The sequence below is a fragment of the Providencia lanzhouensis genome, from assembly GCF_050469745.1.
GTDB classification, from domain to species: Bacteria; Pseudomonadota; Gammaproteobacteria; order Enterobacterales; family Enterobacteriaceae; genus Providencia; species Providencia lanzhouensis.
On the sequence record NZ_CP174123.1, the window covers coordinates 1918463 to 1944783 of the forward strand.

At 39.4% G+C, this 26321-nt stretch carries 23 protein-coding genes; 15 read left to right on the forward strand and 8 right to left on the reverse strand.

The annotated features are described in order from the left end of the window. Positions 1–44: 44 nt before the first annotated feature. Positions 45–824, forward strand: a complete 780-nt coding sequence (locus ACIH2S_RS09050) for a TonB family protein (RefSeq protein WP_430248514.1) — start codon at positions 45–47, stop codon at positions 822–824. A 73-nt stretch (positions 825–897) separates the two neighbouring features. Here the strand turns inward: ACIH2S_RS09050 and minE are convergent, their stop codons facing one another. From minE to minC, 3 genes are read right to left on the reverse strand one after another with little or no spacing between them, the layout of a single operon-like run. Further along, on the reverse strand, positions 898–1194 hold the full coding sequence (minE, locus tag ACIH2S_RS09055; RefSeq protein ID WP_036948203.1) for a cell division topological specificity factor MinE: 297 nt from the start codon (positions 1192–1194) through the stop codon (positions 898–900). Between the two features lie 3 nt (positions 1195–1197). Further along, positions 1198–2013: a septum site-determining protein MinD gene (minD, locus tag ACIH2S_RS09060; RefSeq protein WP_036948201.1), complete on the reverse strand. Its 816-nt coding sequence runs from the start codon at positions 2011–2013 to the stop codon at positions 1198–1200. Positions 2014–2036: 23 nt separating this feature from the next. Further along, a complete protein-coding gene (gene minC / locus ACIH2S_RS09065; protein ID WP_036948199.1) occupies positions 2037–2762 on the reverse strand; it encodes a septum site-determining protein MinC in 726 nt (241 codons plus the stop codon). 129 nt (positions 2763–2891) lie between these two features. Between minC and ACIH2S_RS09070 the strand changes: the two genes are divergently transcribed. The 8 genes from ACIH2S_RS09070 to ACIH2S_RS09105 all read left to right on the forward strand — a co-directional run bounded on the left by ACIH2S_RS09070 (position 2892) and on the right by ACIH2S_RS09105 (position 11978). Next, complete coding sequence (locus ACIH2S_RS09070; protein WP_036948197.1) at positions 2892–3161, forward strand: YcgL domain-containing protein; 270 nt, start codon at positions 2892–2894, stop codon at positions 3159–3161. A 49-nt stretch (positions 3162–3210) separates the two neighbouring features. Beyond that, positions 3211–4314, forward strand: coding sequence for a lytic murein transglycosylase (locus ACIH2S_RS09075; RefSeq protein ID WP_036948195.1), 1104 nt, complete (start codon positions 3211–3213; stop codon positions 4312–4314). A gap of 20 nt (positions 4315–4334) precedes the next feature. Beyond that, on the forward strand, positions 4335–4991 hold the full coding sequence (locus tag ACIH2S_RS09080; RefSeq protein WP_036948193.1) for a fumarylacetoacetate hydrolase family protein: 657 nt from the start codon (positions 4335–4337) through the stop codon (positions 4989–4991). A 17-nt stretch (positions 4992–5008) separates the two neighbouring features. Further along, positions 5009–5452, forward strand: coding sequence for a YcgN family cysteine cluster protein (locus tag ACIH2S_RS09085; protein WP_196231028.1), 444 nt, complete (start codon positions 5009–5011; stop codon positions 5450–5452). Positions 5453–7122: 1670 nt separating this feature from the next. Next, positions 7123–7698: a fimbrial protein gene (locus tag ACIH2S_RS09090; protein WP_036948189.1), complete on the forward strand. Its 576-nt coding sequence runs from the start codon at positions 7123–7125 to the stop codon at positions 7696–7698. A gap of 88 nt (positions 7699–7786) precedes the next feature. After that, the gene (locus tag ACIH2S_RS09095) at positions 7787–8488 is read left to right on the forward strand and encodes a fimbrial biogenesis chaperone (protein ID WP_108478174.1); all 702 of its coding nucleotides are present in this window, start codon (positions 7787–7789) and stop codon (positions 8486–8488) included. Between the two features lie 8 nt (positions 8489–8496). Next, the gene (locus ACIH2S_RS09100) at positions 8497–10971 is read left to right on the forward strand and encodes a fimbria/pilus outer membrane usher protein (RefSeq protein WP_349487804.1); all 2475 of its coding nucleotides are present in this window, start codon (positions 8497–8499) and stop codon (positions 10969–10971) included. Then, positions 10962–11978, forward strand: coding sequence for a fimbrial protein (locus tag ACIH2S_RS09105; RefSeq protein ID WP_196712347.1), 1017 nt, complete (start codon positions 10962–10964; stop codon positions 11976–11978). The genes ACIH2S_RS09100 and ACIH2S_RS09105 overlap by 10 nt, the downstream gene beginning before the upstream one ends. A gap of 239 nt (positions 11979–12217) precedes the next feature. Here the strand turns inward: ACIH2S_RS09105 and ACIH2S_RS09110 are convergent, their stop codons facing one another. Next, complete coding sequence (locus tag ACIH2S_RS09110) at positions 12218–12529, reverse strand: helix-turn-helix domain-containing protein (RefSeq protein WP_132495890.1); 312 nt, start codon at positions 12527–12529, stop codon at positions 12218–12220. A 622-nt stretch (positions 12530–13151) separates the two neighbouring features. Here ACIH2S_RS09110 and grxB point away from each other — a divergent pair. After that, positions 13152–13796: a glutaredoxin 2 gene (gene grxB, locus ACIH2S_RS09115; RefSeq protein WP_036948175.1), complete on the forward strand. Its 645-nt coding sequence runs from the start codon at positions 13152–13154 to the stop codon at positions 13794–13796. An 82-nt stretch (positions 13797–13878) separates the two neighbouring features. Here grxB and ACIH2S_RS09120 read toward each other — a convergent pair whose 3' ends face one another. After that, the gene (locus ACIH2S_RS09120) at positions 13879–14316 is read right to left on the reverse strand and encodes an META domain-containing protein (RefSeq protein ID WP_108478170.1); all 438 of its coding nucleotides are present in this window, start codon (positions 14314–14316) and stop codon (positions 13879–13881) included. A gap of 14 nt (positions 14317–14330) precedes the next feature. After that, positions 14331–15329 (reverse strand): 2-hydroxyacid dehydrogenase, encoded by a 999-nt coding sequence (locus ACIH2S_RS09125; protein ID WP_036948169.1) that lies wholly within the window; start codon positions 15327–15329, stop codon positions 14331–14333. A 276-nt stretch (positions 15330–15605) separates the two neighbouring features. On the opposite strand from ACIH2S_RS09125, the gene ACIH2S_RS09130 reads away from it, so the two are divergent. From ACIH2S_RS09130 to ACIH2S_RS09145, 4 genes are all read left to right on the forward strand, one after another. Next, positions 15606–16115, forward strand: coding sequence for an AAA family ATPase (locus ACIH2S_RS09130; RefSeq protein ID WP_230083116.1), 510 nt, complete (start codon positions 15606–15608; stop codon positions 16113–16115). Positions 16116–16350: 235 nt separating this feature from the next. Then, positions 16351–18993, forward strand: a complete 2643-nt coding sequence (locus ACIH2S_RS09135) for a YdbH family protein (protein WP_430248518.1) — start codon at positions 16351–16353, stop codon at positions 18991–18993. Between the two features lie 38 nt (positions 18994–19031). Then, positions 19032–19217, forward strand: coding sequence for a YnbE family lipoprotein (locus ACIH2S_RS09140; protein WP_036948339.1), 186 nt, complete (start codon positions 19032–19034; stop codon positions 19215–19217). Then, positions 19214–19543 carry a YdbL family protein gene (locus ACIH2S_RS09145; RefSeq protein ID WP_036948161.1) on the forward strand — a complete coding sequence of 110 codons (330 nt, stop codon included), beginning with the start codon at positions 19214–19216 and terminating at the stop codon, positions 19541–19543. The genes ACIH2S_RS09140 and ACIH2S_RS09145 overlap by 4 nt, the downstream gene beginning before the upstream one ends. Positions 19544–19642: 99 nt before the next feature. On the opposite strand, the gene ACIH2S_RS09150 is transcribed toward ACIH2S_RS09145, so the two are convergent. Beyond that, complete coding sequence (locus tag ACIH2S_RS09150; RefSeq protein WP_036948157.1) at positions 19643–20242, reverse strand: FMN-dependent NADH-azoreductase; 600 nt, start codon at positions 20240–20242, stop codon at positions 19643–19645. A gap of 222 nt (positions 20243–20464) precedes the next feature. Here ACIH2S_RS09150 and hrpA point away from each other — a divergent pair, with 222 nt between their 5' ends. Continuing rightward, the gene (hrpA, locus tag ACIH2S_RS09155; RefSeq protein ID WP_349487806.1) at positions 20465–24364 is read left to right on the forward strand and encodes an ATP-dependent RNA helicase HrpA; all 3900 of its coding nucleotides are present in this window, start codon (positions 20465–20467) and stop codon (positions 24362–24364) included. A gap of 395 nt (positions 24365–24759) precedes the next feature. Here the strand turns inward: hrpA and ACIH2S_RS09160 are convergent, their stop codons facing one another. After that, on the reverse strand, positions 24760–26151 hold the full coding sequence (locus ACIH2S_RS09160; protein WP_036948151.1) for an amino acid permease: 1392 nt from the start codon (positions 26149–26151) through the stop codon (positions 24760–24762). Positions 26152–26321 lie beyond the last annotated feature (170 nt).

A 26321-nucleotide genomic window follows, 5' to 3' on the forward strand; every position in this document is an offset into this window, starting at 1 on the left:
GCCCCAGCAAAGCACATTTGCTGGGGCTGATTAGGAATATCGCCATGAATTATTTTCGAATTTATTATGGATTACCGCTTTCTGGCTTATTACACGGCACCATTATTTATTTCTGTTTTTTTGCATTCAATTCATTGTCATTCAAAATGACAGCACCGTTAATTTCGCCAGTAGTGACCGTCGCGTTAACCCAGTTTTTAGTTGAGCAACAAGTGAGCATCCCCCAAGAAAGCCAATCGGTAACTGGCGGTGAACTCAATGTTATTGAGGAGCTTGAGTACGCCAATATCAAGGTCAGCAAGCAGCGTAACCAGCAAGATAATACCTCAAATACCGTCGCTGAAAGAACACCCAAAGAAGTGAAATCTGAAAAACGTAGTTCTGTAAAAAATAAGGCTAAGCCGGAAGAAAAAACCAAGAAAGAAAGCCTTCGAGATGATTTGCAAACTCAAAGAGCTAAAGAAGGAGAAAACACAGCAAATTCTTTAGCAGCAGGGCAGCAAGGTGATCTCGCTCATTTTTCTGATGGTGAAAATAGCATCAATGCCAAACAGCGCTATTTAGACCAGATCAAACGGGAAATTGATAGACATAAACAGTACCCGCGACGAGCCCGCAAAATGCGTATACAAGGTGATATTCAAGTTCAGTTTGATGTCACAGAGAAAGGTGAGTTGGTCAATGCGAAAGTGGTGGATTCAGAAAAGAGCCAATTTTTCGAGCAGGCAATATTGGATGCGATTAAGCGTTGCAAGCCACTCGGTAAGCCACCTGAAAATATGAACAGAAAAATGATATTAAAAATTAACTTCAAGTTAGACTAATACTGAAATCGCTAACAAAATCAAGCCGCTATGGCGTTATATAAATATAGCGATATAGCGGCATTGTACAATATTACTGTTCTGCTGGTTTTGCTTCTTTAACGTCTTTACCTTCTTCCGCTTCAGGAAGGGTGACGTTTAATTCGAGAACAGAAATATCATCATCTTTTTGTTCAAATTGTACGGATAACATTTCTGGGTCAACTTGAACATACTTGCAAATAACTTGCAAAATATCTCGCTTCATATCAGCAAGATAAGCTGGCTCACTATCACCGCGGCGACGTTCAGCAACGATGATCTGCAGTCGCTCTTTTGCGATATTTGCTGTCGTCTTTTTTCTCGACAGAAAGAAATCCAATAAAGCCATTATTTATCCCCCAAATAGACGCTTTAAGAAGCCTTTTTTCTCTTCTTCAATGAAACGCATAGGGCGATCTTCACCTAAAATACGTTCTACACAGTCGCTATATGCTTGTCCTGCTTCAGAGTCAGAGTCCAGAATGACAGGTTCACCTTGGTTAGATGAACGTAAAACAGACTGATCTTCTGGGATCACACCCACTAATGGAATGCACAGAATTTCTAAAACGTCTTCCATACTCAGCATATCACCACGAGTCACTCGACCTGGGTTGTAGCGAGTTAGCAATAAACGTTCTTTAATTGGGTCTTGACCTTGTTCTGCTCGGCGAGATTTAGAGGATAAAATCCCTAAAATACGGTCTGAGTCACGAACAGAAGAAACTTCTGGGTTAGTTGTGATAATGGCTTCATCAGCAAAATAAAGCGCCATTAATGCACCACTTTCAATACCGGCAGGAGAGTCACAGATAATAAAGTCAAACGCCATTTCGTTGCTGAGTTCATCAAGAATTTTTTCAACGCCTTCACGAGTCAGCGCGTCTTTATCACGAGTTTGTGATGCAGGAAGAATATAAAGGTTTTCAGTACGTTTATCTTTGATTAACGCCTGATTAAGAGTTGCATCACCTTGGATAACGTTAACGAAGTCATAGACTACTCGACGTTCACACCCCATGATTAGGTCAAGGTTACGCAGACCGATATCGAAATCGATAACTACGGTTTTCTTCCCTTTTTGAGCTAGGCCGGTAGCTATGGCCGCGCTTGAAGTGGTTTTACCAACGCCACCTTTACCAGAAGTAACAACAATTATGCGTGCCATGAATAATTCCTTGTAAATAAGGTCTAATTTAAGTATTCAATATTAAGTTTGTTATCAACTAAACAAAGTTTAGCTGCTTTGGCGAGAAATTCAGTAGGTATCTGATCGCTCAACCAATACTCGCCTGCAATGGACACTAGCTCTGCTTGCAAATGAGTACAATAAATCTGGCTTTCCATATCACCTGAGGCACCAGCAAGGGCACGACCTCTCATAACGCCATAGATATGAATATTACCATCTGCTAATAATTCTGCACCTGCACTAACATTACTTGTGACGATGAGATCACTATTTGGCGCATAAATACGCTGACCTGAACGAACAGGCGTATTGATAATACGGGTTTTGCGATAAGCAGATTCAATTGGAGCAGGTTGTGGGGCAATATCCGATTTCGCAAAAGTAACGTCATCCGTTGATGGTTCTGGCGCTTTTTTGCTTTTACCTTCAATAAGCACTGGTAAGCCCGCTTCATTGATCTTTTGTCTTAACAGTGGATCAGTACAGCCGCTGACACCCACAATTCGAAGACCTGCAGAGACAATCGCTTTGTGGATACTGTACATATCCGCATGGTGAGTTAATTCCGCAACATTAATAACAACTGGGGCATTTTTAAGAAAATCAGGAGCCTGATTGACCTTGTCTTGCAGCGCTTTTTTGATGAGTTTAGGCTCTTCACTGTGTAAGTGAATGACTGAAAGAGTAAAACTGCTGCCTTTAAGTTCTATTGGCGATTGTGGCATCTATCTAGACTCAGCAAATTAAAATTTCCGAAACAATCCTCGGGTGAAGATACTCAGTAAAACAATAGCATGTTATAGTTACTGCATACTTCAAGCAAGCTTACGAACTAAGAAAAAGAGTTAAATATAATGATTTGTGCAATTTATAGAAGCCCGAACCGTGATCAGACTTATTTATATGTCGAAAAGAAAGATGACTTTTCACGCGTACCAGAAGAACTCCTGAAGCAATTTGGCAAACCACAGTTTTCAATGTTAATTTCATTGGATAAACGTGAAAAGCTAGCAAATGCGGACATTGAGCGAGTTCGAGCTGACCTTCAAGACGTTGGCTACTACTTGCAATTTCCACCTCCGGTTGAAAATTTACTTTCTGAATATCGCGAATTAAACGACTAAGACAATTTAGGATGATCCTTAAAAAGCCATTATCGTCAGGAGGATAAAAATGAAGCCAACGTTATTATATACCTTAGTCGCTGGTGTACTTTTAGCAAGTTGCAGTGCTCCGCAAACCCAAAAAGCTGCAACTCAAGCAAACGAAACTCGAATTCTGACAACGGCACAAGAAGCTGCGATTGAGAAAGAAGTTATCGCACTAGATAAAGCTTTTCCAATTGAACAACGTGAGCCTTCACAATTTCCTGCCTATGTGGAATTGCTGAAACAACATGCTGCGGCTCAAGGTATCAAACAGTCTACGATTGATCGTGGCTTTGCTAACATTTATTTCCTTGAACGTGTCGTAAAAGCGGATAAAGGGCAACCTGAAAAACGCGCAACAGTGACGTTAGCCAGCTATTTAAAAAATGTCTTACCACAATCTCGCATTAATGCGGGTGTTGAAAAGTACTATGAAAACCAAGCGGTATTGAACGCAATTAGCCAGAAATATGGTGTACCGCCACAGTACATTGTCTCTTTATGGGGACTCGAAAGTGGTTTTGGTCGTTCACAGGGTAAAGAAGATGTAATTTCAGCGCTTGCCACACTCTCTTTTGAAGGGCGTCGTGAAGCACTGTTTAGTAAGCAATTATTAGCAGCCTTGGAAATCATGGATAAAGGTTATATTCCTGAAGATCAGCAACTGAAAGGTTCATGGGCTGGGGCGATGGGGCAGAGCCAATTTATGCCAACGTCTTATTTATCCTATGCCGCAGATGGCGATGGTGACGGCAAAATGGACATTTGGAATAACAAAGCCGATGTCTTTGCTTCAGTTGCCAACTATTTATCCACGGAAGGATGGCAATCTGCATTACCATGGGGCTATCAAGTTTCACTACCAGCTGATTTTAACCGTAGCTTAGAAGGGGTTAAAACGGAACAAGGAAAAACCGTTCAGGAGTGGGAAAAATTAGGGGTTAAATTACCTGCATTTTCTCGACTATCGCCAGATTTAAAAACATGGGTGGTTATTCCTGATGACCCTGAAGGTCGAACGTTCTTAGTGACCCAAAACTTCCGCACGATTATGCATTGGAATCGTTCATATTATTTCGCATTAAGTGTTTGTATGATGGCGGATGGTATCGCTGCAAAAATACAATAACGATAATAGGAGTTACCGATATGTATCAACATCGCGACTGGCAAGGTGCTTTATTAGATTTCCCTGCCAATAAAGTAGTTTGTGTGGGCAGTAACTATGCCAAACATATTAAAGAAATGGGTTCAGCATTACCTGAGGAACCTGTCTTATTTATTAAACCGGAAACTGCCCTGTGTGATGTGAACCAGCCAATTGTTATTCCTAAAGAATTAGGCTCGGTTCACCATGAAGTTGAGATGGCGATTTTGATCGGTATGCCTCTTAAAAATGCGGATGAAGATAGGGTTGCTCGTGCAATTGCCGGTTATGCAGTCGCACTTGATTTAACCCTAAGGGATTTACAGGCGAAATTTAAGAAAGCAGGGCAGCCATGGGAAAAAAGCAAAGCTTTTGATGGTTCATGTCCAATTTCAGGATTTATTCCCGTTAGTGGTACCAGTGACCTGCAAAATATGTCACTGAGTTTAGAAATCAACGGCGAGATTCGTCAGTCTGGCTCGACCCGTGATATGATCACGCCTGTTTTACCGCTCATTAGCTATATGTCCCGTTTCTTTACCCTACGTCCTGGAGACGTTATCTTAACCGGCACACCGGAAGGTGTGGGACCATTGGCTTCTGGGGATATGTTAAAGCTAACGATTAATGATAATTCACTGACCACTAGAGTCATTTAAGTATAGGATTTTGCAGTATTATGTCTCAGTTTTTCTGGCAGGTTAAAACCTTAGATGAAATGACCGATGAAGAGTGGGAATCTCTCTGTGATGGATGTGGGCAATGCTGCTTGCATAAATTAATGGATGAAGACACCGATGAGATCTATTTCACTAATGTGGCTTGCAACCAGTTAAATATTAAAACCTGTCAGTGCAGACATTATGCAGATCGTTTCAAATATGAAGCGGATTGCATAAAACTGACTCGGGATAATCTGGAAACATTCGCTTGGTTACCAAGTACCTGTGCATACCGTTTGTTAATGGAAGGAAAGCCGCTTCCTGCATGGCATCCATTGAAAACTGGTTCAAAAGCTGCAATGCATAATGAAGGTATTTCAGTTCGCCATATCGCAGTACGAGAAATTGATGTGGTAGAGTGGGAAGATCATATTATGAACCGACCAAACGACAGATAATGCATCACTAATCGACTCTTCTAAAAACCCGCTTCATTTACACTGAGCGGGTTTTTTATCCTTACGCCCTCATTAGATCCAACGCCATCAATTCGATTAAAAATGACAAATCGAACAAAAAAAAATCACTATTAATCACCTGTCAAGATTTTTTATTACAAAGAAGATATTTGTACTTTGTGGAACCTATTGAAATAGATTACTTATAAATGAGAACAAACTCGGTTTATATTTAGTAATGTTCAAATGTTAAATATTCTTTAATAAAAAGTAGAGTGATATTTAAATAATATTCAGTCAGCCTAATTCACACACATGGTGATTTTAAGTGATATTTCATAGCATATTGAAATAATATACTTTTTCTGTCTTATTTCACTCAAATATCATATTGTCATTCAAGAGCTAATTTAATGAGTCAATGTTATCTAAATAGAACTATTATTAACGTTATTGTCACGTTAGTTCACTGAAAAGATGGGTAGAATAGGTAGTGTTAAAATCGATTAGCACTTAGCTTTAAATGCTTTTTTGTTCGAAATGAAGACATAAGACAAATCAAAAACTCACAAAATGCGTTTTTAGGAATATTCCTAATATGCATTTTTTAGGCAATTTTTATAAATTTGGTCGAACTGTTATTATTGGCAAATAACCTTATATATCAATGAATTACGCAAATTCGCCAAATTTTGATACAGATCAAGTTTTTGGTTAAAAAGTACCACTTATTTAGTATTGTTAGATCAGAAATGATTATTTCCGCTTACATAGCCTCACACCCTGATACTCTTAATAAGATTAAATTGTCAAAGTCTTATTATATGACAGGAGCATTATCTTGCGGTATTTATGATTTTTTATCATAAATATTCTCCCTGCTTCTTTACTGTGTTTTTTCTATTCCCTCTACGATAGTGGTAGTCACTAAAAAATTGTTGTTATATAACTTTTTACTTTGCCCTAATGCGCAATAAAGTTATAGATAATTCTTTTACTCTCAATGAGAGTTAATTTGTGGGTTGGAATAATAATTCGATATTTAATTTTATTTATTGGCAAATGTTTCAATATGAACATGGGTTATTTTAATAAGAAAAATTTATCAATTACGTATTTTTAACACGTATAGCGTGACTCTATTTTGTAATCAAAAGACTAGAAAAAGTGTCTAAATGTAAATAAAAATACAAAATTTAACTTATATCTCAAATTTAAAATATTCACAAAAATCTTTTATATCTTATAAAATCGAAATTAAATTTTATAAATTTAAATATTTATTTTTGAATATGCTTATTCGGCCTCTAAATATGACTTATTAAGTGTAATTAATATATTGACCATTTCGATTAATAGATCATTTGCAATAGTCTATGCCTATCAAAATGTTAATAAGCTAAGGTAAAAACGATTTAATGACACATAAGTTTTTATGTATTCTTTGCTTCGAATTAGATGGTCATACAAGTTGTTGGTCAAAAACAGAATGCACTGAGCTACTTTTGATTTGTGCATTACAGGGATCTGTTAGAAGCTTTAAATATGCTGACTTCTGGCTGTATTTTAATACGGTCGAGCTCTGTTTTTGCTGTTACCCAAGACTGAATAAAAGACCTCTTAATAATTTGTATAAGCAATAAATAAAAAACTCATCTTAGGAATTGAAAATGAAAAAAGTTTTACTGACTGCTATCGCAGCAACAGTTCTTGGTTTCACAACAGCAAATGCAGCAACTTCAGTTGGCGGTGGCCAAGTTAACTTTAACGGTAAAGTTATGGATGTTTCTTGTAACGTTTCTGTTGATGGTCAAGGCAGCGATGCAACTGTGTATTTAGCACCTGTTTCTTTACAAGAAGTTAAAAACGGTGGCGCTAATACTATTCTAAAACCAAAAACTTTCGCTATCGAAATCAGTGATTGTGCACAAAGCGGCAAACCTGTTACTGATACTGCAGCCTTAGGCGTGCGTTGGACTGGTGGTAACTTAGCTGCTAATACTAACGGTAGCTTAGCTAACACTGTTGTTAATGGCGCTAAAAACATCCAATTAGCACTGTCTACTGACGGCGAAAAAACCACTAAAATTTTCCCAGGTCAAGCAAGCCAACCAAAAGCAGTTGGTGAGAAAAACGGTAGCAATACCCGTTTCACTTACTATGTTGGTTACTCAACAGCAACTCCTGACACTGTAAGCGCGGGTGAAATCCAAAGCTACGCGACTTACGAAATTACTTATAACTAATTTTTCAGTCAGTTTTTATCGACATTTTCGATAAAAGCATGAGTTAGTAAGCGGTGGGCTAACTGCCGCTTTTTGCTTTGAGGCCTACATGAAAGCCATTCTATTTAGCCTTTGCTTACTGTCGAGTATGACAGCATTTGCAAATAACATCATCGTTAACGGTACTCGTTTTGTTTATCCTAGCGATGAGAAAGAAATCACTATCCAATTAAATAATACGGCTGACCGCCCGGCTATGGCCCAGGCATGGCTTGATACAGGTGATGCATCTGAAACACCTGATACGATTAAAACGCCATTTCAACTCACGCCACCGATTTCCCGAATTGAAGCAAAAGGTGGACAAACTATCCGCATTAAGCTGATGGATAAATCCGCCTTACCACAAGACAGAGAATCCTTATGGTGGCTGAATTTGTTAGACATTCCACCAATGGTCAAAAATAAAGCAGAAGAAAATCAAAATGTGCTGCAATTGGCTATCCGTTCTCGTTTTAAATTTTTCTATCGCCCATCAGGCCTAGGTAGCCGAGAGCTTGCTCCTGAGCAACTCGTTGTTAAAGCAGATGGCAGCAAACTTAATATCGGCAACCCGTCGCCATACTTTATTACTATTACAAAAATTTCTACTGATGGTTCTAACGGATTGAATAATGAAACAATTTTTTTAGAGCCTAAAAGCCAGTCGACAGTGATACTCAAGCGAGCACTGACGTCAGGAACTAAAATTATTATTAACAATATCAACGATTACGGCTCAGATGTAGCGGTAAAAACTACCGTTAAATAGGATTTAGAATGAAGCAGAGAGAGTTAAAAAATAAATATACAAACTTACTCTCAGTGACAGGTTTAGTCACAGTCTGTGCTTTACCGTCGTTTTATGCTTGGAGTGAAGAAGATACCACGTATGAATTTAACAGCGGTTTCATTATAGGTAGCCAAGAAAACGTTGATTTTGACAGATTTAATACAACAGGGATTGGCCCAGGAAAATATTCCGTTGATGTATATACCAATGGGAGTTGGAAAGGGCGATACGACCTTGATTTCGTCGCAAAAGAAAATGGACAGTTAGGAACCTGCTATACCCCAGCCCTGTTATCTGACTTGGGTATTAATGTCGAAAAGTTTGCCCCGACGGCGAAACCCGATAGCAAAGAGTGTCTCTTTTTAACTCAGTGGAATAGTGATCCTGATGTTAGTGACACATTTCACTCATCAACATTACGAGTTGATATTTCTGTTCCTCAAATTTATGAGCAGAAATCATCTCGTGGCTATGTCTCTGAACAATTTTGGGAAACTGGAGTCCCTGCGTTGAATCTGGGGTATATGAGTAACTATTATGATAGTCGCTCAAACGGTAACAATAATGCGAGTGCTTATCTCGGATTAAATGCAGGATTAAGCTATGACGGTTGGTTATTAAAGCATATTGGAAATTTAAATTGGCAACGTAAAGAGGGTGCTAATTGGCATAGTAACCAAACCTATTTACAACGTCCTATTGTTGGATTGAAATCTAAAGCAACCGCAGGTCAGTTTTATACTGACGGGGATATGTTCGACAGTATCAGTTTATTAGGGGCTAAAATTGCCACTGACGATACAATGTATCCTGATAGCATGAGTTCTTTTATACCTGAAATTCGAGGTGTTGCACAAAGTAATGCCCTTGTTACCGTCAAACAAAATGACGTCGTTATTTATCAAACCTCGGTTTCCCCTGGGCCATTTAACCTCAATGATGTGTACCCATCTGGTTATGGTAATGACCTTGTTGTGACTATCAAAGAGGCAGATGGAAGTGAATCTTCTTTTAGTGTGCCTTACACGTCTATGGCACAGTTACTACGTCCCGGTTATACCCGTTATCAACTGTCAGGTGGTAAATCAGATGCTAAAGGCATCAGTAACCAACCGTTCATTATGCAAGGTACTTTGCAGCACGGTTTAAATAACACGTTCACACTGTATGGTGGAATCACGGCATTTGATGACTATCAGGCTTATTTGCTAGGTGCGGGTGTGAATACGGTTATTGGTGCGGTTGCCGTCGATGTTACCCAATCAAGAACGGTATTCAATCAAAAAACGGATATGGGGCAGAGTTATCGGTTTACTTTTAATAAGTTATTTTCTGATACTGACACAAACCTTGTATTAGCGGCATACCGTTATTCAACAGAAGATTATTACAGTCTTTCTAATGCGATTTACACGATTGATGCGGATAAGAAAGGAATAGATAGTTCATTAGGGCGTGAGAAAAACGGTTTTAGCTACACAATTAACCAAAATTTACCGTACGACTTAGGTAGTTTCTATTTCACTGGACGTATTTCAAGTTATTGGAACCGTAGCGGTATCGAAAAACAGTACCAATTAAATTACAACAACCAATTTGAACGTTTTTCGTATGGCATCTCATTTATGCGAGTCTATTCAGATAATACGCAAAGAACGCAAGATGACCGTGTGAGTTTAAATGTGAACTTCCCTCTCTATTTCGGGGATCGCAATTACGCTGCCATTACCTCAAACACCATCTTTAATAATGATAAATTTGGTTCTTCACAAGTGGGAGTTAATGGGTCAATTGATACAGATAATAATTGGACTTATGGTTTAAATACGTCGTTTGAAGAACATGGTAATAGTAATTTTGCACTGAATACGGGATATCAAACTTCGGTTGTGAATACGAATGCTAACTACAGCCAAGGTAATGGTTATCGTCAATATGGTGCTTCTGCTAATGGATCAATGGTGGTGCATGAGGGTGGAGTCACATTCTCGCCGAATACCTCTTCAACGATTGCATTAATAGAAGCGAAGGGGGCCGAAGGAGCTTCTGTCATGGGGTCACAGAACACCAAAATTGATAGCCATGGGTATGCGTTAGCGCCTTATGTTCGCCCTTATCGTATTAATAATGTCGACATTGACCCGAAAGGTAGCCCTGAAGATATCGTGTTTAACAGTACCACAGCGCAAGTTGTACCGTATGAAGGTAGCGTTGTAAAAGTTGTTTTTGATACGAAAGTTGAGAAAAACGCAGTGTATAGCGTCGTTCGACCGAACAGTAAAGCGCTGCCATTCGGTGCCAATGTGTTGGATCCTCAAGGGAATTACATTGGTGTTGTAGGGCAAGGTGGGACAGTCTTTATCAGTAATAATGAATCTAAACTTGCGACAGTGAAGTGGGAAGGCGGAGAGTGTTCGTTCCCATTAACGACGGAAAATAGTCAGGAGAGTCTATGTCAATGATCAAAAAATGGCGCTGGCTAATTGGTGCTGGTGTTCTCCTTACTACTCAGTATGCATTAGCTTTCGGGTATGCAGATGTTTGTTATCGCAAGAATGTAAGACCCATAGATCTCAATATGACCTTAGGCAATGTTGTTGTTGATCCAAACCTTCCTGTTGGAGGGGTTATTATGAGAAAACAATGGCCTATGCGTACTAATGGCTATCAATCGTATTTAACATGTTATGGAACGAATACGCTTCAAGCTGAAGTGGTGATGGGGGGTCTGCGTCATTTAGGTGATGGCGTTTATCAATCCAGTATTCCAGGAATAGGTATGAAATTTGAACGAGGTGGAAACCAAGTCAATATTCTCTATCCCGGTACTCATACGATTTATGGCGGACGAAATGGCGTAAGCGTATACCTTGAAAACTCAACGTTCACATTAACGTTGATAAAAACCGCAAGAAAAACAGGTTCTGGCACAATTGCCAATGGGCAGTACACCGAATATGGTTATAAACATAATACGGATCCATTAATTCGAACGTATCTACAAGGAAATGCGATCACGATTGTATCGCCATCTTGCTTAATCAATGGTGGACGAGAACAGAATGTGACACTCGCGCCGATAAAGCGTAATCAATTGACCGCTTATCAAGCGCCTGTAGGAGATATTGATTTTGATATTACCATGGAGTGTAACGGTGGAATTACCTCTTCAGGATTAACTACATTTAATATTGATTTTCGTGGAAATGCGTCGGCGAGTGATGTTAATGGCGTACTAAGAAATGAAGAAGCTGGAACTAATGGTGCAAAGGGTGTTGGTATTCAAGTAATAGAAAGAAGTAGTAAAGCACCATTAAGTTTTACTCGTAGTTATAAAGTCGGTACGGTAGTGAATAATCAGGATGACTTATTGATTTTTCCTTTAACCGCTCGATATTTTCCTTATGAGAGAGCCATTTCGGCAGGTGATGTTCGGTCACACTTAGTTTTCAATGTCACTTACGATTAAAAATCATATTCAACTTCAATAGGAAATCGCATATTTTTAATAAAACATATGCGATTTTTTTGTTTTTAAATTAATGCTGGTCAGTGGTGTGAGGTCGGATGTTTTATTATATATATAATATGCAGCTTTAATTTTTTAAAAGAAATAAAAAAATACCCAGAAAGCTAATTTTAATCGATGAAGATTAATGGTCTACATTAGCGTTAACTGGGTATTTTTAGATAATCGAAAAAAGATTATTATGCGTGATGTTTAGATGGAATAATTACACTTTCTGCTGCGTATTGTAATTCTCTATTCGGAATGTCGAATGAATGGTCATCGTTATTATTAATTTCACTTTTATAACCGTTAAAGAACCATTCAATAGGACACATTAAAATTTCAGCAATATCAAGCAGATGGTCAATTGGGATCTTGTTAACACCATTTTCATACCGCGATATTTGCTGCTGACTTAAATGTAACTTATTTGCTAGATTTGCACCTGACAAGCCTAGCTCTTTTCTCCGGTTTTTTATTCTAAGACCAATGACACTATGAATGTCCATATGACATACTCAACTTATTATTAAGGTTATTATCAGTCGTTTTCACTATATATTATATTAAATTACAAGCTGGTTTAAAAGCTAATAATTAAAATTAACGTCAAATTAAAGTATTTAACTTTCAATGATGGTCTTTCATTTTGTGATAATCACATTCAAAAATTCGACGTTTGTTTCTGTAGTGCCATTTTGAATATTCCGAATTAAAATAACAATAAGAATATCCCGCTAGAATTACGCGGTTAAACCTGTCTGTTTAATAAAATCAACATTTATCTTATTTGTTAGTTAATTGTTTAATATGTTAATTAGATTAGTTGAATCGTTTCATTATGAAACGTTGGGGTTGATTTTGGATGGTTTTCATTTTTGTTATCCTATAATTTATTCATTTTAATTCTAAATTAAAATATAAAATCAGGAATTTAAAATGCAATGTGTTACTTTTTTTGTGAATTAAATTTCAATTAATTTTATTTATTTTTGTTTTTATAATTAAATATAACTAGATTTATTATATTAAATAATAAAAAAGAAATTTCTTTAGCACTACACTAAGTATAAATATCAAGTATACTTAAGTTAACTTAATTCGCTTTATCACTGAGTGTGTGAGGGTAATATGAAACTGTATATCTATGATCATTGTCCATTTTGTGTTCGCGCCAGAATGATTTTTGGCTTAAAAAAAGTTGCGGTAGAAGAAGTGATTTTGTTGGATAACGATATCGAAACCCCAACACGTATGATAGGGCGTAAAATGGTACCTATTCTAGAGAAAGAAGATGGTAGCTATTTACCTGAGAGTTTAGATATTGTGCGCTATATTGACCAATTAAGTGAGCCTCGTTTAGCCGCAGGGGAAATTAGCCCTGAAATTGATAGTTGGTATAAAGCAGTTTCGTCGACGGTATCTAAATTAGTGACACCACGTTTTACTGAATCTGAGTTTCCTGAAATAGCGACGGAAGCGGCTAAAACCGCGTATATCCAGCGTGTTAGCAAGTTTCATGGAGATGATTTATCTGTACTGCGTAAAGAAACGCACACGCTGTTGATTGAGTTAGAGCCGCATATGGATCTATTAGATGTATGGCTAGAAAAGCGTAACAAAGCACTTGTAGATATTAATGATTTTATTATCTTCCCTGTGTTGCGTAGCTTAAGTATTGTGAAAGAAATAGGTTTTAGCACCACAATTCATGACTATATGGACCGCACATCAAAAGCGACAGGAATTAATTTGTTATTCAGCCAAGCCAAATAATATTTAAGCAATACTAATATAGGAAGATAAAAAAACCGCCAAATTAAGAATGGCGGTTTTTTATTTTGCAATAAAAGCAGAATTACTGCATATAATCACTCAAGATATAAACAAGTTTATAATGGCCTTGTGTCAACGTTAAATGATCTTTGGTTAATGTTACTGTTGCACCATTTGTCAGCATACGGTTAATTAAGGTATCCCATCGTGAAAGATCTTCATCTACGCACTCTAATTCTGTTTTACTTAATGTTTTAACTTTTAGTGTTGCATTATTAATTGCACCCATTCCGTTAAAGTCATTACACATAGAGGCAGAGACAAACATTTTTTCACCGAATGAAATGGACGGTGCGGTCTGTTTTTTGGCAATGCGCTGACCATCCACTTCAGTTAAGACAAAATTATGATGCATCAGCTGCTGCTCAAGGGATTGCTGACTACTACCTGCCTTTACCTGATGGGTTTGGCAAGCTGCAAGTAACAACCCAAAGAGCGTTAGAGGGATCAATCTTTTCATGATGCGAGATCCTGCTAAGGCTTCACTACGTTCGGGCAATTTTCGCCACGACTGATTTGTTGAATATTACTCAGTGTTGTTAAGCTGATACTTGTTAAGGCTTCTTCGGTTAAAAACGCCTGATGGCCGGTAAATAATACGTTATGACAAGAAGATAATCGGCGGAAGATATCATCTTGAATTACATCATTAGATTTATCTTCAAAGAATAGATCTCTTTCATTCTCATACACATCCATACCTAATGCGCCAATTTTTTGGGATTTGAGCGCATTAATCGCGGCAGCCGAATCGACTAAAGCTCCACGGCTGGTATTGATGATCATTACGCCTGATTTCATGCGATTAAACGCGTTTTCATCCAGCAAATGGTGGTTTTCCGGTGTTAAAGGACAGTGCAGAGAGATAACATCGGATTCTCGATACAAGGTGTCTAAATCGACATATTCGGCACCCAGATCAAGGACGGCTTGGCTTGGGTATGGGTCATGAGCCAGTAGGCGCATTCCAAACCCTTTTAAAATTCGTAACGTGGCTTGACCAATTTTACCTGTACCAATAATGCCCGCAGTGCGGTTATGCATGTTAAAGCCAGTTAGGCCTTCGAGAGAAAAGTTAGCATCTCGAGTACGTTGATACGCGCGATGAATACGGCGATTCAAGCATAGCATCATGCCAACAGCATGTTCTGCAACAGCTTCAGGAGAATAAGCAGGAACGCGAACGACTTGAATTCCCAACTCATGGGCTGCATCTAAATCAACATTATTAAAGCCAGCGCAGCGTAACGCGAGAATATGCACATCGAGAGCCGCGAGCTCTTCCAGCACAGCACGGTTTGCTTCATCATTAACGAAAATGCAAACTGCGTCAGCACCGACGGCATTTTTAGCTGTCTGAACCGTTAATGGAAAATCAAAGTATTCAATATTAAAATTAAACTCTGATTGTTGGTTGACCTGTTCCATATGTTTGCGATCATACTGTTTGGTGCTATAGGAAACAATTTTCATCAGAGGAACTCCATAATTTATAGGAACCAATAAATGACAAAGTGTAGGTAAAATAAACAAACCTACAAAAATATGCGTTCAGAATAAGACAATTAGTGATGTAAATCACCTCTAAATTAAGAAAATATCTTACTGTTTACGTTTGATTTTCGTTTGCTCACTATCTTTAACAAAGACGGCCATTTTTAGTGTTAAAATAATGCCATTGTTAAGTTTTATTTTTCTTCTTTTACAGAATAGATTGGTTTTAAAGAACAAAGAACGTTAAGGAGCAGCGTGAAAATTTGCATTATTGGTATATCAGGAGCAGGGAAAACAACGCTCGCTCAAAAGTTATCGGAAGAATTTAATCTCCCTGCATATGGCTACGATGACATTTATTGGAATAAAACCCAAATGGAGTACGTTAAAAATACGCCGGAAACCATGAACTCACTGATTTCGGAGATAAAATCTAAAGAAAGGTGGATAATGGAAGGCTCTTATGACAAGCGTTTAGCGCCTTTTTTTGTCGATTGCTCATTAATCATTCGGCTCAACATTCCTTACCGAGTTTGCGCTTTTCGGATCATTAAACGCTTTTTAATATCGCAATTAAAGGGCATGCGACCAAAAGAAACCTTGATGAATACGTTAGAACTGCTGCGTTTTGCTAAACACTTTGATCAGCGATTGGATGAGTTTTTTGCAGCTAATCCGATATTTGCCGAGAAAGTGAAATTTGCACATGATACACCATCATGTTTTCGTGAAATTGCCAACTATACAGCATCACATATTCACTAAGAACTGACTGAAAATAATGAAGTAACGGAGTGAACACATAGGGTTAAGTTGTTCATTTCTGCTTTAAAAGATTAGAATATATTTATCTGAATGGAGATAGTTATTATGGAAATGACCTACATCGCAATGCAAGTCGTTGAACTGCTCGTTCCAATGCATCCTTTCGCTTTATTTTCATCCATATCATCAATGATATTTATCGCTGCTTCATGAAGATGATGCTCAGAGAATATTCATGAAACGGGCAATAAAAATACTGTTTTTCTTATTAGGGGTGAGTGTTGTGCTCCTAATCATATTATGGTCAACATTAACCCGTTGGGCGCCCATTGTTGCGAGTCATTTTTTACCGCCGCCAGTGACGCTGTCACTTTCTGAGCCACAACTTGTTAATCATCAAATTAGATTCCCTAGTGTGGGATTAAGTGCAAATAATTGTTCTCTTGTCACAGTAACGGATGCCAGAATCTCTTTTTTCCCGATTAGAGCCAAAATTGATGGGCTTGATGTTAATGCGGAATGTTTGGATAGCATCAAAACGAGTGAGGAGTCACCAAGTTCTCCTATCAATATCACCGAGATACTGGATGCACTCCCTCAATTTTCACTCGTCATTGATAAAATCACACTGCATTCTTGGGAACAATATCAAGGGAGTTTATGGTTACGCAGTACCGCTGATTCTCCACTTATGTTGGATTATCAGGGGGAAAATGTACGGGTTTCTTCTTTTGTTAATTCACAAAATCAACTGATTGTGCAGCAATTTTCGGCAACATTACCTCAGAGCACATTAGCGTTAGAAGAGTTGCAAACACTGGATCAACGTAAGCCACAAGAAGAGCCTCAACATATTGAATTAACCGCGCAATTGGCTTTACCTCTGACGACGGCTCAACTGCCCGAAACGGGAGATATCGAAGCGCAATTTAAGCTTATTGAGTTAAATAAACGCTTAAATACAAAATTGCATTGGCAGCGCGACCAAGGATTGCTGACTGTGACGGATCTTGAGCAGCAACAAGAATTATTCCATCTTCCATGGCAGGTTTCATCATCACAAGTGATCGTAACGGATGGTCAATGGCGCTGGGATGATGCACAAGTTCCACTTCATGGTGGAATTGCATTTCAAATTGATAACTGGAATCAAGCCCTGAGTGAGTTTGTGGTTTCAGGACGTTTGAATATGTTGACTGATGCAAAAAAAGGAAAAGCTAACTTAGTTCTTACCCTTGAACCTAGCCGTATCAATCTCCTCGATGCAAATATTGATTTTAGACTCAACGGTCAAGTGAAATACGATGACATGGTGCTGGATATCAATTTGCCAGCAAAAATTGCAGGTCAGTTGGTTTCACCCACCGTTGCATTTATGCCCGGCTCATTAATGAGAGCCTATGGGCAGGTTTCACCGACAATTCTGTTACGGGAAATACGCTTACCTTTGGCGGGTACGCGTTTAAATGCCGACGGAATTTCGGGGCGCTTACAAGCAATTTTAAAAGTAAAAGAACAATATTGGGGTGACTTTGATATTCATCTCGATGGTAGCGCAAATAAGTTTAATATTGATAAAGGTAAATGGTTCTGGAATTACTGGGGAAATGCTAAGTTGCCTGCTTTAGCCGCTCGTTGGGATATGAAAGGTAACGGTAATTGGCAAGATACGCAATTAACGCTCAATAGTTTAAATACGGGATTTGACCAAATTAAATATGGTTTACTCTCCATGTCTGCTCCACGCCTTAAATTGACATCGCCGTTGGTTTGGCAGAGAGAACCAGCAAAAGCTGATTTTTATGGCGCGTTGCAATTAACCAGTAATCGAATGCTATTTGATGCCGGCAGCTATTTGCCTAAAATTACGGCTAATGCAGAACTTAAAGGTACATCCCCTGCTAGTTTTCAGTTAAAAGGGGATTTAAGTACTAGGCAAGTAGGACCTATCGTTATATTTGGACGCTGGGACGGTGAACGTCTGCGTGGTGAAGCACGTTGGCCAGAGCAGTCAGTGAAAGCATTTCAAACATTAATTCCGAAAGACCTAAATATTGAATTACGGGAGGGTAAACTATTTTCTCAAGCCGCTTTTTCCATGACTCCAGAAAATGGTTTTATTGCTGGTGGGCATTGGCGAGTGCAAAATACGAGCTTATGGATGAAGGATGGTGAGCTTAATGGTTTGGATTTTGTCTTACCGTGGAAATTACATAATAGTACGTGGACATTAGGTGAAAAATCGCCCGTTGAATTACGAATAAAACATGTCTCGAACTTATTCGAATTCACCGATATCAAAGCGGATTTATCGGGAACATATCCTCCAACGGAAACGCATCCGATCCAACTGAGTAATGTTGGATTTAAAATGTTAGGTGGTGAAATTAATCTCGATTTACTTCGTTGGCCACAAAATAAACCCGCGACGATAAGTGTCCACCAAGTGGAACTTAGCGAGTTATTCACAAAACTAAAAGTCTCACAATTTGCTGTTTCTGGTCGAGTAAATGGCGAGTTGCCATTTTACCTGAATAACCCTGATTGGATTATTAAAGGGGGATGGATGGAAAATAGCGGGCCTTTGACATTACGCTTAGATACCAATTTTGTGGAGTCTATCGCCAAAGATAATATTTCAGCGGGATCGGCAATTGGGTGGCTACAATATCTTGAAATTCAACGCAGTCGTACGGATGTGAATGTTACCAACTTGGGATTACTCACCATGTCGACTATTCTTGAAGGATATAACACCAAAGAAGCCAAGAAACGTGAAGTTCACTTAAATTATCACCATGAAGAGAATATTTTTCAGTTATGGCGTAGCTTACGTTTTGGCACTGGCTTAGAAGAATGGCTTGAAAAGAATATATAGAAGAGAAAAGGACTAACGTGAAAACATTAAAATTGATCATGATGATGGCAATGGCATCGCTATTAACGGCATGTTTACGCGTAGAAGTCGCTACGCCAGATAAGCCAATTAACATCAATATGAATGTTAAGATTGAACATGAAATCCAAATTAAAGCTGACCGACAAGTCGAAGAGTTATTGAAAGAAAACAGCGATCTATTCGGTGAGGTACCTGCAAAATGATGAACTGGTTTAAAGTCGTCACGTTATGTTCCACATTAAGCATATTTTCTGCATTTGCTCTGACGGTGGAAGAAGGTAAAACTCACGGTCTGGTAGGGGAAACCTTATCGGGATATTTGGCGGTAATTGACCAAAGTAGTGCAGATGCAAAGCAATTGGTTGAACATATCAATACTGAAAGAAAAAACCGATATACAGAAATTGCAGATAAAAATGGGCTTAAAACCAACGATGTCGCAAGAATGGCAGGGCAAAAATTGGTTGAACGTGCACCCGCGGGAGAATATGTACGCGGTATTAATGGGCAATGGATGCTGAAAAAATAAAAATGCGCACTATTTTTAATTTTAGATGAAATAAGTGCGCATTATTTTCGATGCTAAATTAAGAACCAGCAGTAAAGCGTTATTTAACGAGGCATACTGTTAAGCAATCAGTGAATCAATATGGTTTTTCGCATGTGATTGCGCTTTCTCTGCTGATTCAGCGCCTAACGAGGTGCCTTCCGCGAAAACAAACTCAATGTTTTTAATGCCAATGAAATTCAAAAATAGGGTGATGTAAGGCACCATGATATCCGTTGGTGTATCTTTATAAATCCCGCCTCGGCTAGTCAGAACATATGCACGCTTATTGGTTAATAGCCCCACAGCACCTTGTTCGGTATATTTAAAGGTATGACCAGATCGAGCGATAAAATCAAAGTAATGTTTCAGCTGAGAAGGCACTGAAAAATTGTACATCGGTGCGGTGATCACTAAAACATCGCTTTGTTTAATCTCATCAATGAGTTGATTTGATAGGTTTAAATGTGCTTGTTGCTGCTCAGTTTTAGTGTCAGTAGGTGCAAAAGCTGCTAAAATTTCGCCATCAATCGCAGGGATCGGCTGGTTAACTAAATCTCGAACTATAAATTCATCATCGGGATTTTTTTCTTGCCACTGTTGTACAAAATAATCAGCCATTTTATTGCTGTGTGAATAATCTGCCAAAATGCTTGATTTCAATAGTAGTACTTTACTCATTATTTTCCTCGAAACTCATGTGTCTATCTCATCAGATAATGATGATACTCGGTATGTGGCAGATTAATAGGAAGAAATTTAGAAGTCATACTTCAAAAAAACTGATGGTATTTGTATGAAATAACTAAAATCATAAAATAAACCTAAATATTATCTTTAGCCACCACATGATTATAGGTTGATGAGTGGCGTTATAATGAATTGAAAAATAAGGATTTAAGAATGGATTCCATTCTATCAGCATTACATGCTGACATTGAACAAACATCACTGCGTGATCAATGGCAACTGAAGAAACGCCTTCACGGCATCTCAAAAATACAAGATCAAAAATCTCGTATGGCAGTTATCGAAGTCATCAAAGGGGATATTGAAAAGGCAAAACAGAAGGTTGAGAAAAAACGTCTGAATATGCCGAAAATTGTTTACCCTGAAAACTTACCAGTTAGCCAAAGAAAACAAGCTATTTTTGATGCGATTAATCAGCATCAAGTGGTGATCATTGCTGGTGAAACGGGGTCAGGTAAAACCACGCAGATCCCTAAAATTTGCTTAGAGCTGGGCCGTGGCGTGAAGGGCTTTATTGGTCATACTCAGCCAAGAAGATTAGCGGCTCGCTCAGTGGCTTCGAGACTTGCACAAGAGTTAGAGTGTGAGCTAGGTACAAATGTCGGTTATAAAGTCCGCTTTAGTGACCAAGTGAGCGATACCACCCAAGTTAAATTAATGACGGATGGTATTTTACTGGCGGAATTGCAGAATGATAAATTGCTATTGCAATATGACACAATTATTATCGATGAAGCCCATGAGCGCAGTTTAAATATTGATTTTATTTTAGGTTATTTACGTCAATTATTGCCTAAGCGCCCTGATTTAAAAGTCATTATTACATCAGCGACGATTGATCCAGAGCGATTCTCTCGACACTTCGGTCATGCGCCAATTGTTGAAGTTTCAGGGCGAACATACCCAGTTGAAGTGCGTTATCGCCCAATTATGGGGGACGATAATGACAGCGAACGCGACCAAATTGACGGTATTATCGATGCAGTTAATGAGCTAGGGCGTGAAAGTGCCGGCGATATTCTGATTTTTATGAGTGGTGAGCGAGAAATTCGTGACACCGCTGATGCACTATCCAAACTACAGCTGCGCCATACGGAAGTCTTACCGCTATTTGCACGGTTATCTAACAGTGAGCAAAACCGAATTTTCCATCCTCATGGTGGTCGCCGAATTATTCTCGCAACGAACGTGGCAGAAACCTCACTGACGGTTCCGGGGATCAAGTATGTGATTGATACGGGTTATGCACGTATCAGCCGTTATAGTTATCGCACCAAGGTACAACGCTTACCGGTCGAAGCGATTTCACAAGCCTCTGCCAATCAGCGTAAAGGGCGATGTGGTCGTGTTTCGGACGGTATCTGTATCCGCTTGTATTCTGAAGAGGATTTCTTATCTCGACCGGAGTTTACCGATCCTGAAATCCTAAGAACCAACCTGGCGTCGGTCATTTTACAGATGACCTCAATCGGACTTGGGGATATTGCGGCATTTCCATTCGTTGAAGCACCGGATAAGCGTAATATTCAAGATGGTGTCAAATTACTGGAAGAGCTTGGTGGGATCCAACCTCACAAAGATGCAGATAAAGGTTATCGATTAACCGATATCGGACGCCAGCTAGCACAGCTCCCCGTTGACCCGCGTTTAGCGCGAATGGTGATTGAAGCCAGAAAATATGGCGCGGTACGCGAAACAATGGTGATCGTTTCGGCATTATCGATTCAAGATCCCCGCGAAAGACCGCTTGATAAACAGCAAGCTTCTGATGAAAAACATCGACGTTTCCATGATAAGCAATCGGATTTTCTGGCATTTTTAAATCTGTGGGATTATTTAAAACAGCAGCAAGAAGAATTATCTAACGCACAATTTAGAAAAATGTGCCGTCAGGATTTCCTTAATTATTTGCGAATTCGCGAGTGGCAAGATCTCTACACGCAGTTGCGTCAAGTCGTGAAAGAACAAGGGTTTGCTATCAACAGTGCTCCAGCAGATTTTCGCAGTATTCATGTCTCGCTATTGGCAGGGTTGCTCTCACATATCGGCCAGAAAGACGCTGAAAAACACGAGTTTACGGGAGCGCGAAATGCGCGATTTACTATTTTCCCAGGTTCTGGTTTATTCAAAAAACCACCGAAGTGGACGATGGTTGCTGAACTGGTTGAAACATCAAAGTTGTGGGGGCGGATTGCGGCTTCGATTGATCCTGAATGGATTGAACCTCTAGCTGAGCATTTAGTGAAACACCACTATAGCGAACCCCATTGGTCAAAATCAGAAGGTGCTGTCACAGCATCGGAAAAAGTGACTTTATACGGGTTACCGATTGTTGCTTCACGCCAAGTCAATTATGGCTCTATTGATCCATTATTATGCCGCGAACTCTTTATTCGTCATGCACTGGTGGAAGGTGACTGGAATACCCGTCACGCGTTCTTTAGAGCTAACCTAAAACTGTTATCAGAAGTAGAAGATCTGGAACACAAATCACGTCGCCGTGACATTTTAGTGGATGACGAAACGCTATTTGCATTTTATGACCAGCGTATCCCGAATGATGTGATTTCCTCTCGCCATTTTGATAAATGGTGGAAGACTGTATCAAAACAGCAACCGGATTTGCTCAGTTTTGAAAAAAATATGCTGATCAAAGAAGATGCAGGAAATGTATCGGCGCTTGATTACCCGAATTATTGGCATCAAGGCGATCTTAAATTCCGTTTAAGCTACCAGTTTGAACCAGGCACTGATGCCGATGGAGTCACCGTTCATATCCCATTAGCCATTTTGAATCAGGTACAAAATGTGGGCTTTGATTGGCAAGTACCGGGTCTGCGCCATGAATTAATCGTTGCGTTAATCAAATCATTGCCTAAACCTATCCGTCGTAATTTTGTGCCTGCACCAAACTATGCATCTGCATTTTTGGAACGAGTTCCGACCCCAGAAGGTAGCGTGTTAGATAAGCTAGAGCGCGAACTGCGTCGAATGACGGGGGTAACGGTCGAGCGTGAGGCTTGGCAATTAGATCAACTCCCAGTGCATTTAAAAATGACCTACCGAGTGGTGAATGACAAAAATAAAACCGTCGCGGAAGGGCAAGATCTGGATGCTTTAAAAGACAGCCTCAAAGAAAAAGTGCAAGAGACATTGTCCGAGGTTGTGGATGATGGTATTGAACAAAGCGGCTTGCATATTTGGAGTTTTGGCGAGTTACCACAACGTTATGAACAAAAACGCGGAGGATATTCAGTTAAAGCCTATCCAGCGTTAGTGGATGAAAAGAACAGTGTGGGGATCCGTGTTTTTGAAACCGAATTTGAACAACAGCAAGCAATGTGGGGCGGAATTCGGCGATTATTACTCTTGAATATTCCATCGCCAATCAAATATTTGCATGAAAAGCTGCCGAATAAATCCAAATTGGGGCTCTATTTTAACCCTTACGGTAAAGTGCTTGAGTTAATTGATGACTGTATCGCGTGCGGTATTGATCAGCTGATTGCAACTTATGGCGGCGCGGTATGGACTGAAGAGCAGTTCGAATCATTGAAAGAGTATGCGAGAGCGGAATTGAACGATGTGGTTGTGAATATCGCCAAGCAAGTTGAGCAAATCTTAACGGCTGTATTTGCTATCAATAAACGGTTGAAAGGCCGCGTTGATTTTTCGATGGCGCTCGCATTGTCTGATCTCAAAGCTCAAATGTCAGGATTGGTATTTAAAGGGTTTGTGACAGAGCAGGGCTGGAAGCGATTACCGGATATTTTGCGTTACTTAAACGGAATTGAACGTCGATTGGAAAAGTTAGCCATCGATCCAAATCGTGACCGTGCTCAGATGAGCAAAGTTGAACACGTACAAACCATGTGGCAGCAGTGGATGAGTAAACTAACGCCACTACAAAAGCAGTTACCGGAAGTACAGGAAGTTCGCTGGATGATTGAAGAGTTACGAGTGAGTTTATTCGCTCAACAGCTTGGAACGCCATACCCGATATCGGATAAACGGATCATTCAAACCATGGAAAGTTTAACGCAGCAACTATAGCTAGGGGTCAATGATAGCGTTAGGCTGGGATAATTTATTGTTTAATAAGATAAAAATGCGCGATGTGGTAACGGTACCGCTCGCGCATTTTTTTATTGTGAAATTATTAATTACGGATAAGCTTTACTACCCAACCCCATTTTAGTTACAACATGCTAATGGTTTTTACCATTCCTACATTAACAACTGAGTTGTCTGCAATATATTTGCCTTGCTAGCGTGGTTTGGGGCTTATCGTTTTTTGAATTTCTGTATTGGTGAATAGTCATTCAAAAACTACATCACCAAAAGGATGATAATTGTAAAAAGCGAGGAGGTTGGTCAGGGGAAAAGAAGATAATACAAAGCGAGCTAAATTCAATACGTTAAATTTAGCTCGCGACTAAAGAGCGGGATTAAGCTAATAGGGAATATAACGCTGGCACTGAGGCTATTGCAATTCCAAATGCTAAGATTTTCTCTATTAACTTCAGTGGGGCTTTTGCTGTTTGCTGTGAACGGGCATACAGAAAAATAATGATCCCCGGCGCATAGAGCACCACAGAGAGCATTAAGTTAATCAATCCAGATGCGTACAACAGCCATAATCCATAGACAGCAGCAACAAAACCAACCGCGAGCAGGGCTTTGCTATGACGTTGATAAGCAACTTTGACTAAAAAGGCACCGACTAAAAAGTAAGGAACCAAAATCATCTCTGAAGCGATAGTCAGCAGAGTATTGTAGTTACTGCCACTTAACCAAATTAGCACTAATGATAGTTGAACTGCACCGTTGGTGAACCATAACGAGGAAGATGGTGCATCATTCTTATTTAATTTATTGAAAATTTTAGGGAATGATTGGTATTGTGCGGCAATATACGGAACTTCAGCCGCCATAATTGTCCAGCTCAAATAGGCACCACAAACAGAGATAATCAAACCTGCGGCAATAATGATGTCACCGCTAGAGCCAATTAAAGAGACCATTAAAGTCGCCATCGACGGGTTTTTAATCTCAGCCAGATCGGCACGAGGCATGATCCCAAGAGATAGCAGGGTGACAAGAATATAGATAATTAATGCGGAGCTTACCGCAAAAATGGTAGCTAGACCGACATCACGGCGGTTTTTCGCCCGAGCGGAGACGACAACAGCCCCTTCAATACCAATAAAGACCCATAAAGTAATCAGCATGGTGTCTTTAACTTGCTCCCAAACGGGAATACCAAGGTCAATACCGCTAAAATCGGCATCAAAAATATCGAGCTTGAAGGCAAAGAATGCGAGTACGATAAATAACCCAAGAGGGACTAATTTCGCCATCGTAGCGAGTTTGTTGATCCCCGCCGCAGTTTGCACACCGCGAAGAACTAAGTAATGCACAACCCACAGTAAGATAGATTCACCGATTAGAGCTTGCCAAGTATTACCATCGCCAAACACAATGTTATCCGGTGTGTCAGTAAAGAAACTGATAGCGGCAAAGACAATCACTAAATAGGAAACGTTGGCGACAACAGCACACAACCAATAGCCCCATGCAGAACAAAAGCCAATAAACTCACCAAATCCTACTTTTGCATAAGTAAATATTCCGCCATCCAGGTCAGGACGAATTCTGGAAAGGAGTAAAAGAGAGAATGCAAGAAATAAGATCCCTACGCCCGTGATGGACCAGCCGATGATTAATGCTAATGGGCTTGCCACTTCAGCCATATTCTGAGGAAGGCTAAATACACCAGCACCAACCATTGAGCTAAGAACTAGCGCGGTGAGTGCAGTAAGGCTTAATGTATTTTTCAATGTATATCCTGGTTGTTGTGCAATCAAAAGTTAAAATCACGTTAAGATAGCAATGCTATAAATGGATTCACTGTCACAGCTTTTAAATCCAGTTGGATCACCTGCTAAATTAGAGTGTGGATTCTACGAATGAAATGCGCCAGATGCAATGGGAAAATATGCACAGAACA

Coding starts and splice junctions, on each gene's coding strand:
- ACIH2S_RS09050 (WP_430248514.1), top strand. CDS start 45: ATGAATTATTTTCGAATTTATTATGGATTACCGCTTTCTGGCTTATTA.
- minE (WP_036948203.1), bottom strand. CDS start 1,194: ATGGCTTTATTGGATTTCTTTCTGTCGAGAAAAAAGACGACAGCAAAT.
- minD (WP_036948201.1), bottom strand. CDS start 2,013: ATGGCACGCATAATTGTTGTTACTTCTGGTAAAGGTGGCGTTGGTAAA.
- minC (WP_036948199.1), bottom strand. CDS start 2,762: ATGCCACAATCGCCAATAGAACTTAAAGGCAGCAGTTTTACTCTTTCA.
- ACIH2S_RS09070 (WP_036948197.1), top strand. CDS start 2,892: ATGATTTGTGCAATTTATAGAAGCCCGAACCGTGATCAGACTTATTTA.
- ACIH2S_RS09075 (WP_036948195.1), top strand. CDS start 3,211: ATGAAGCCAACGTTATTATATACCTTAGTCGCTGGTGTACTTTTAGCA.
- ACIH2S_RS09080 (WP_036948193.1), top strand. CDS start 4,335: ATGTATCAACATCGCGACTGGCAAGGTGCTTTATTAGATTTCCCTGCC.
- ACIH2S_RS09090 (WP_036948189.1), top strand. CDS start 7,123: ATGAAAAAAGTTTTACTGACTGCTATCGCAGCAACAGTTCTTGGTTTC.
- ACIH2S_RS09095 (WP_108478174.1), top strand. CDS start 7,787: ATGAAAGCCATTCTATTTAGCCTTTGCTTACTGTCGAGTATGACAGCA.
- ACIH2S_RS09100 (WP_349487804.1), top strand. CDS start 8,497: ATGAAGCAGAGAGAGTTAAAAAATAAATATACAAACTTACTCTCAGTG.
- ACIH2S_RS09105 (WP_196712347.1), top strand. CDS start 10,962: ATGTCAATGATCAAAAAATGGCGCTGGCTAATTGGTGCTGGTGTTCTC.
- ACIH2S_RS09110 (WP_132495890.1), bottom strand. CDS start 12,529: ATGGACATTCATAGTGTCATTGGTCTTAGAATAAAAAACCGGAGAAAA.
- grxB (WP_036948175.1), top strand. CDS start 13,152: ATGAAACTGTATATCTATGATCATTGTCCATTTTGTGTTCGCGCCAGA.
- ACIH2S_RS09120 (WP_108478170.1), bottom strand. CDS start 14,316: ATGAAAAGATTGATCCCTCTAACGCTCTTTGGGTTGTTACTTGCAGCT.
- ACIH2S_RS09125 (WP_036948169.1), bottom strand. CDS start 15,329: ATGAAAATTGTTTCCTATAGCACCAAACAGTATGATCGCAAACATATG.
- ACIH2S_RS09135 (WP_430248518.1), top strand. CDS start 16,351: ATGAAACGGGCAATAAAAATACTGTTTTTCTTATTAGGGGTGAGTGTT.
- ACIH2S_RS09140 (WP_036948339.1), top strand. CDS start 19,032: ATGATGATGGCAATGGCATCGCTATTAACGGCATGTTTACGCGTAGAA.
- ACIH2S_RS09145 (WP_036948161.1), top strand. CDS start 19,214: ATGATGAACTGGTTTAAAGTCGTCACGTTATGTTCCACATTAAGCATA.
- ACIH2S_RS09150 (WP_036948157.1), bottom strand. CDS start 20,242: ATGAGTAAAGTACTACTATTGAAATCAAGCATTTTGGCAGATTATTCA.
- hrpA (WP_349487806.1), top strand. CDS start 20,465: ATGGATTCCATTCTATCAGCATTACATGCTGACATTGAACAAACATCA.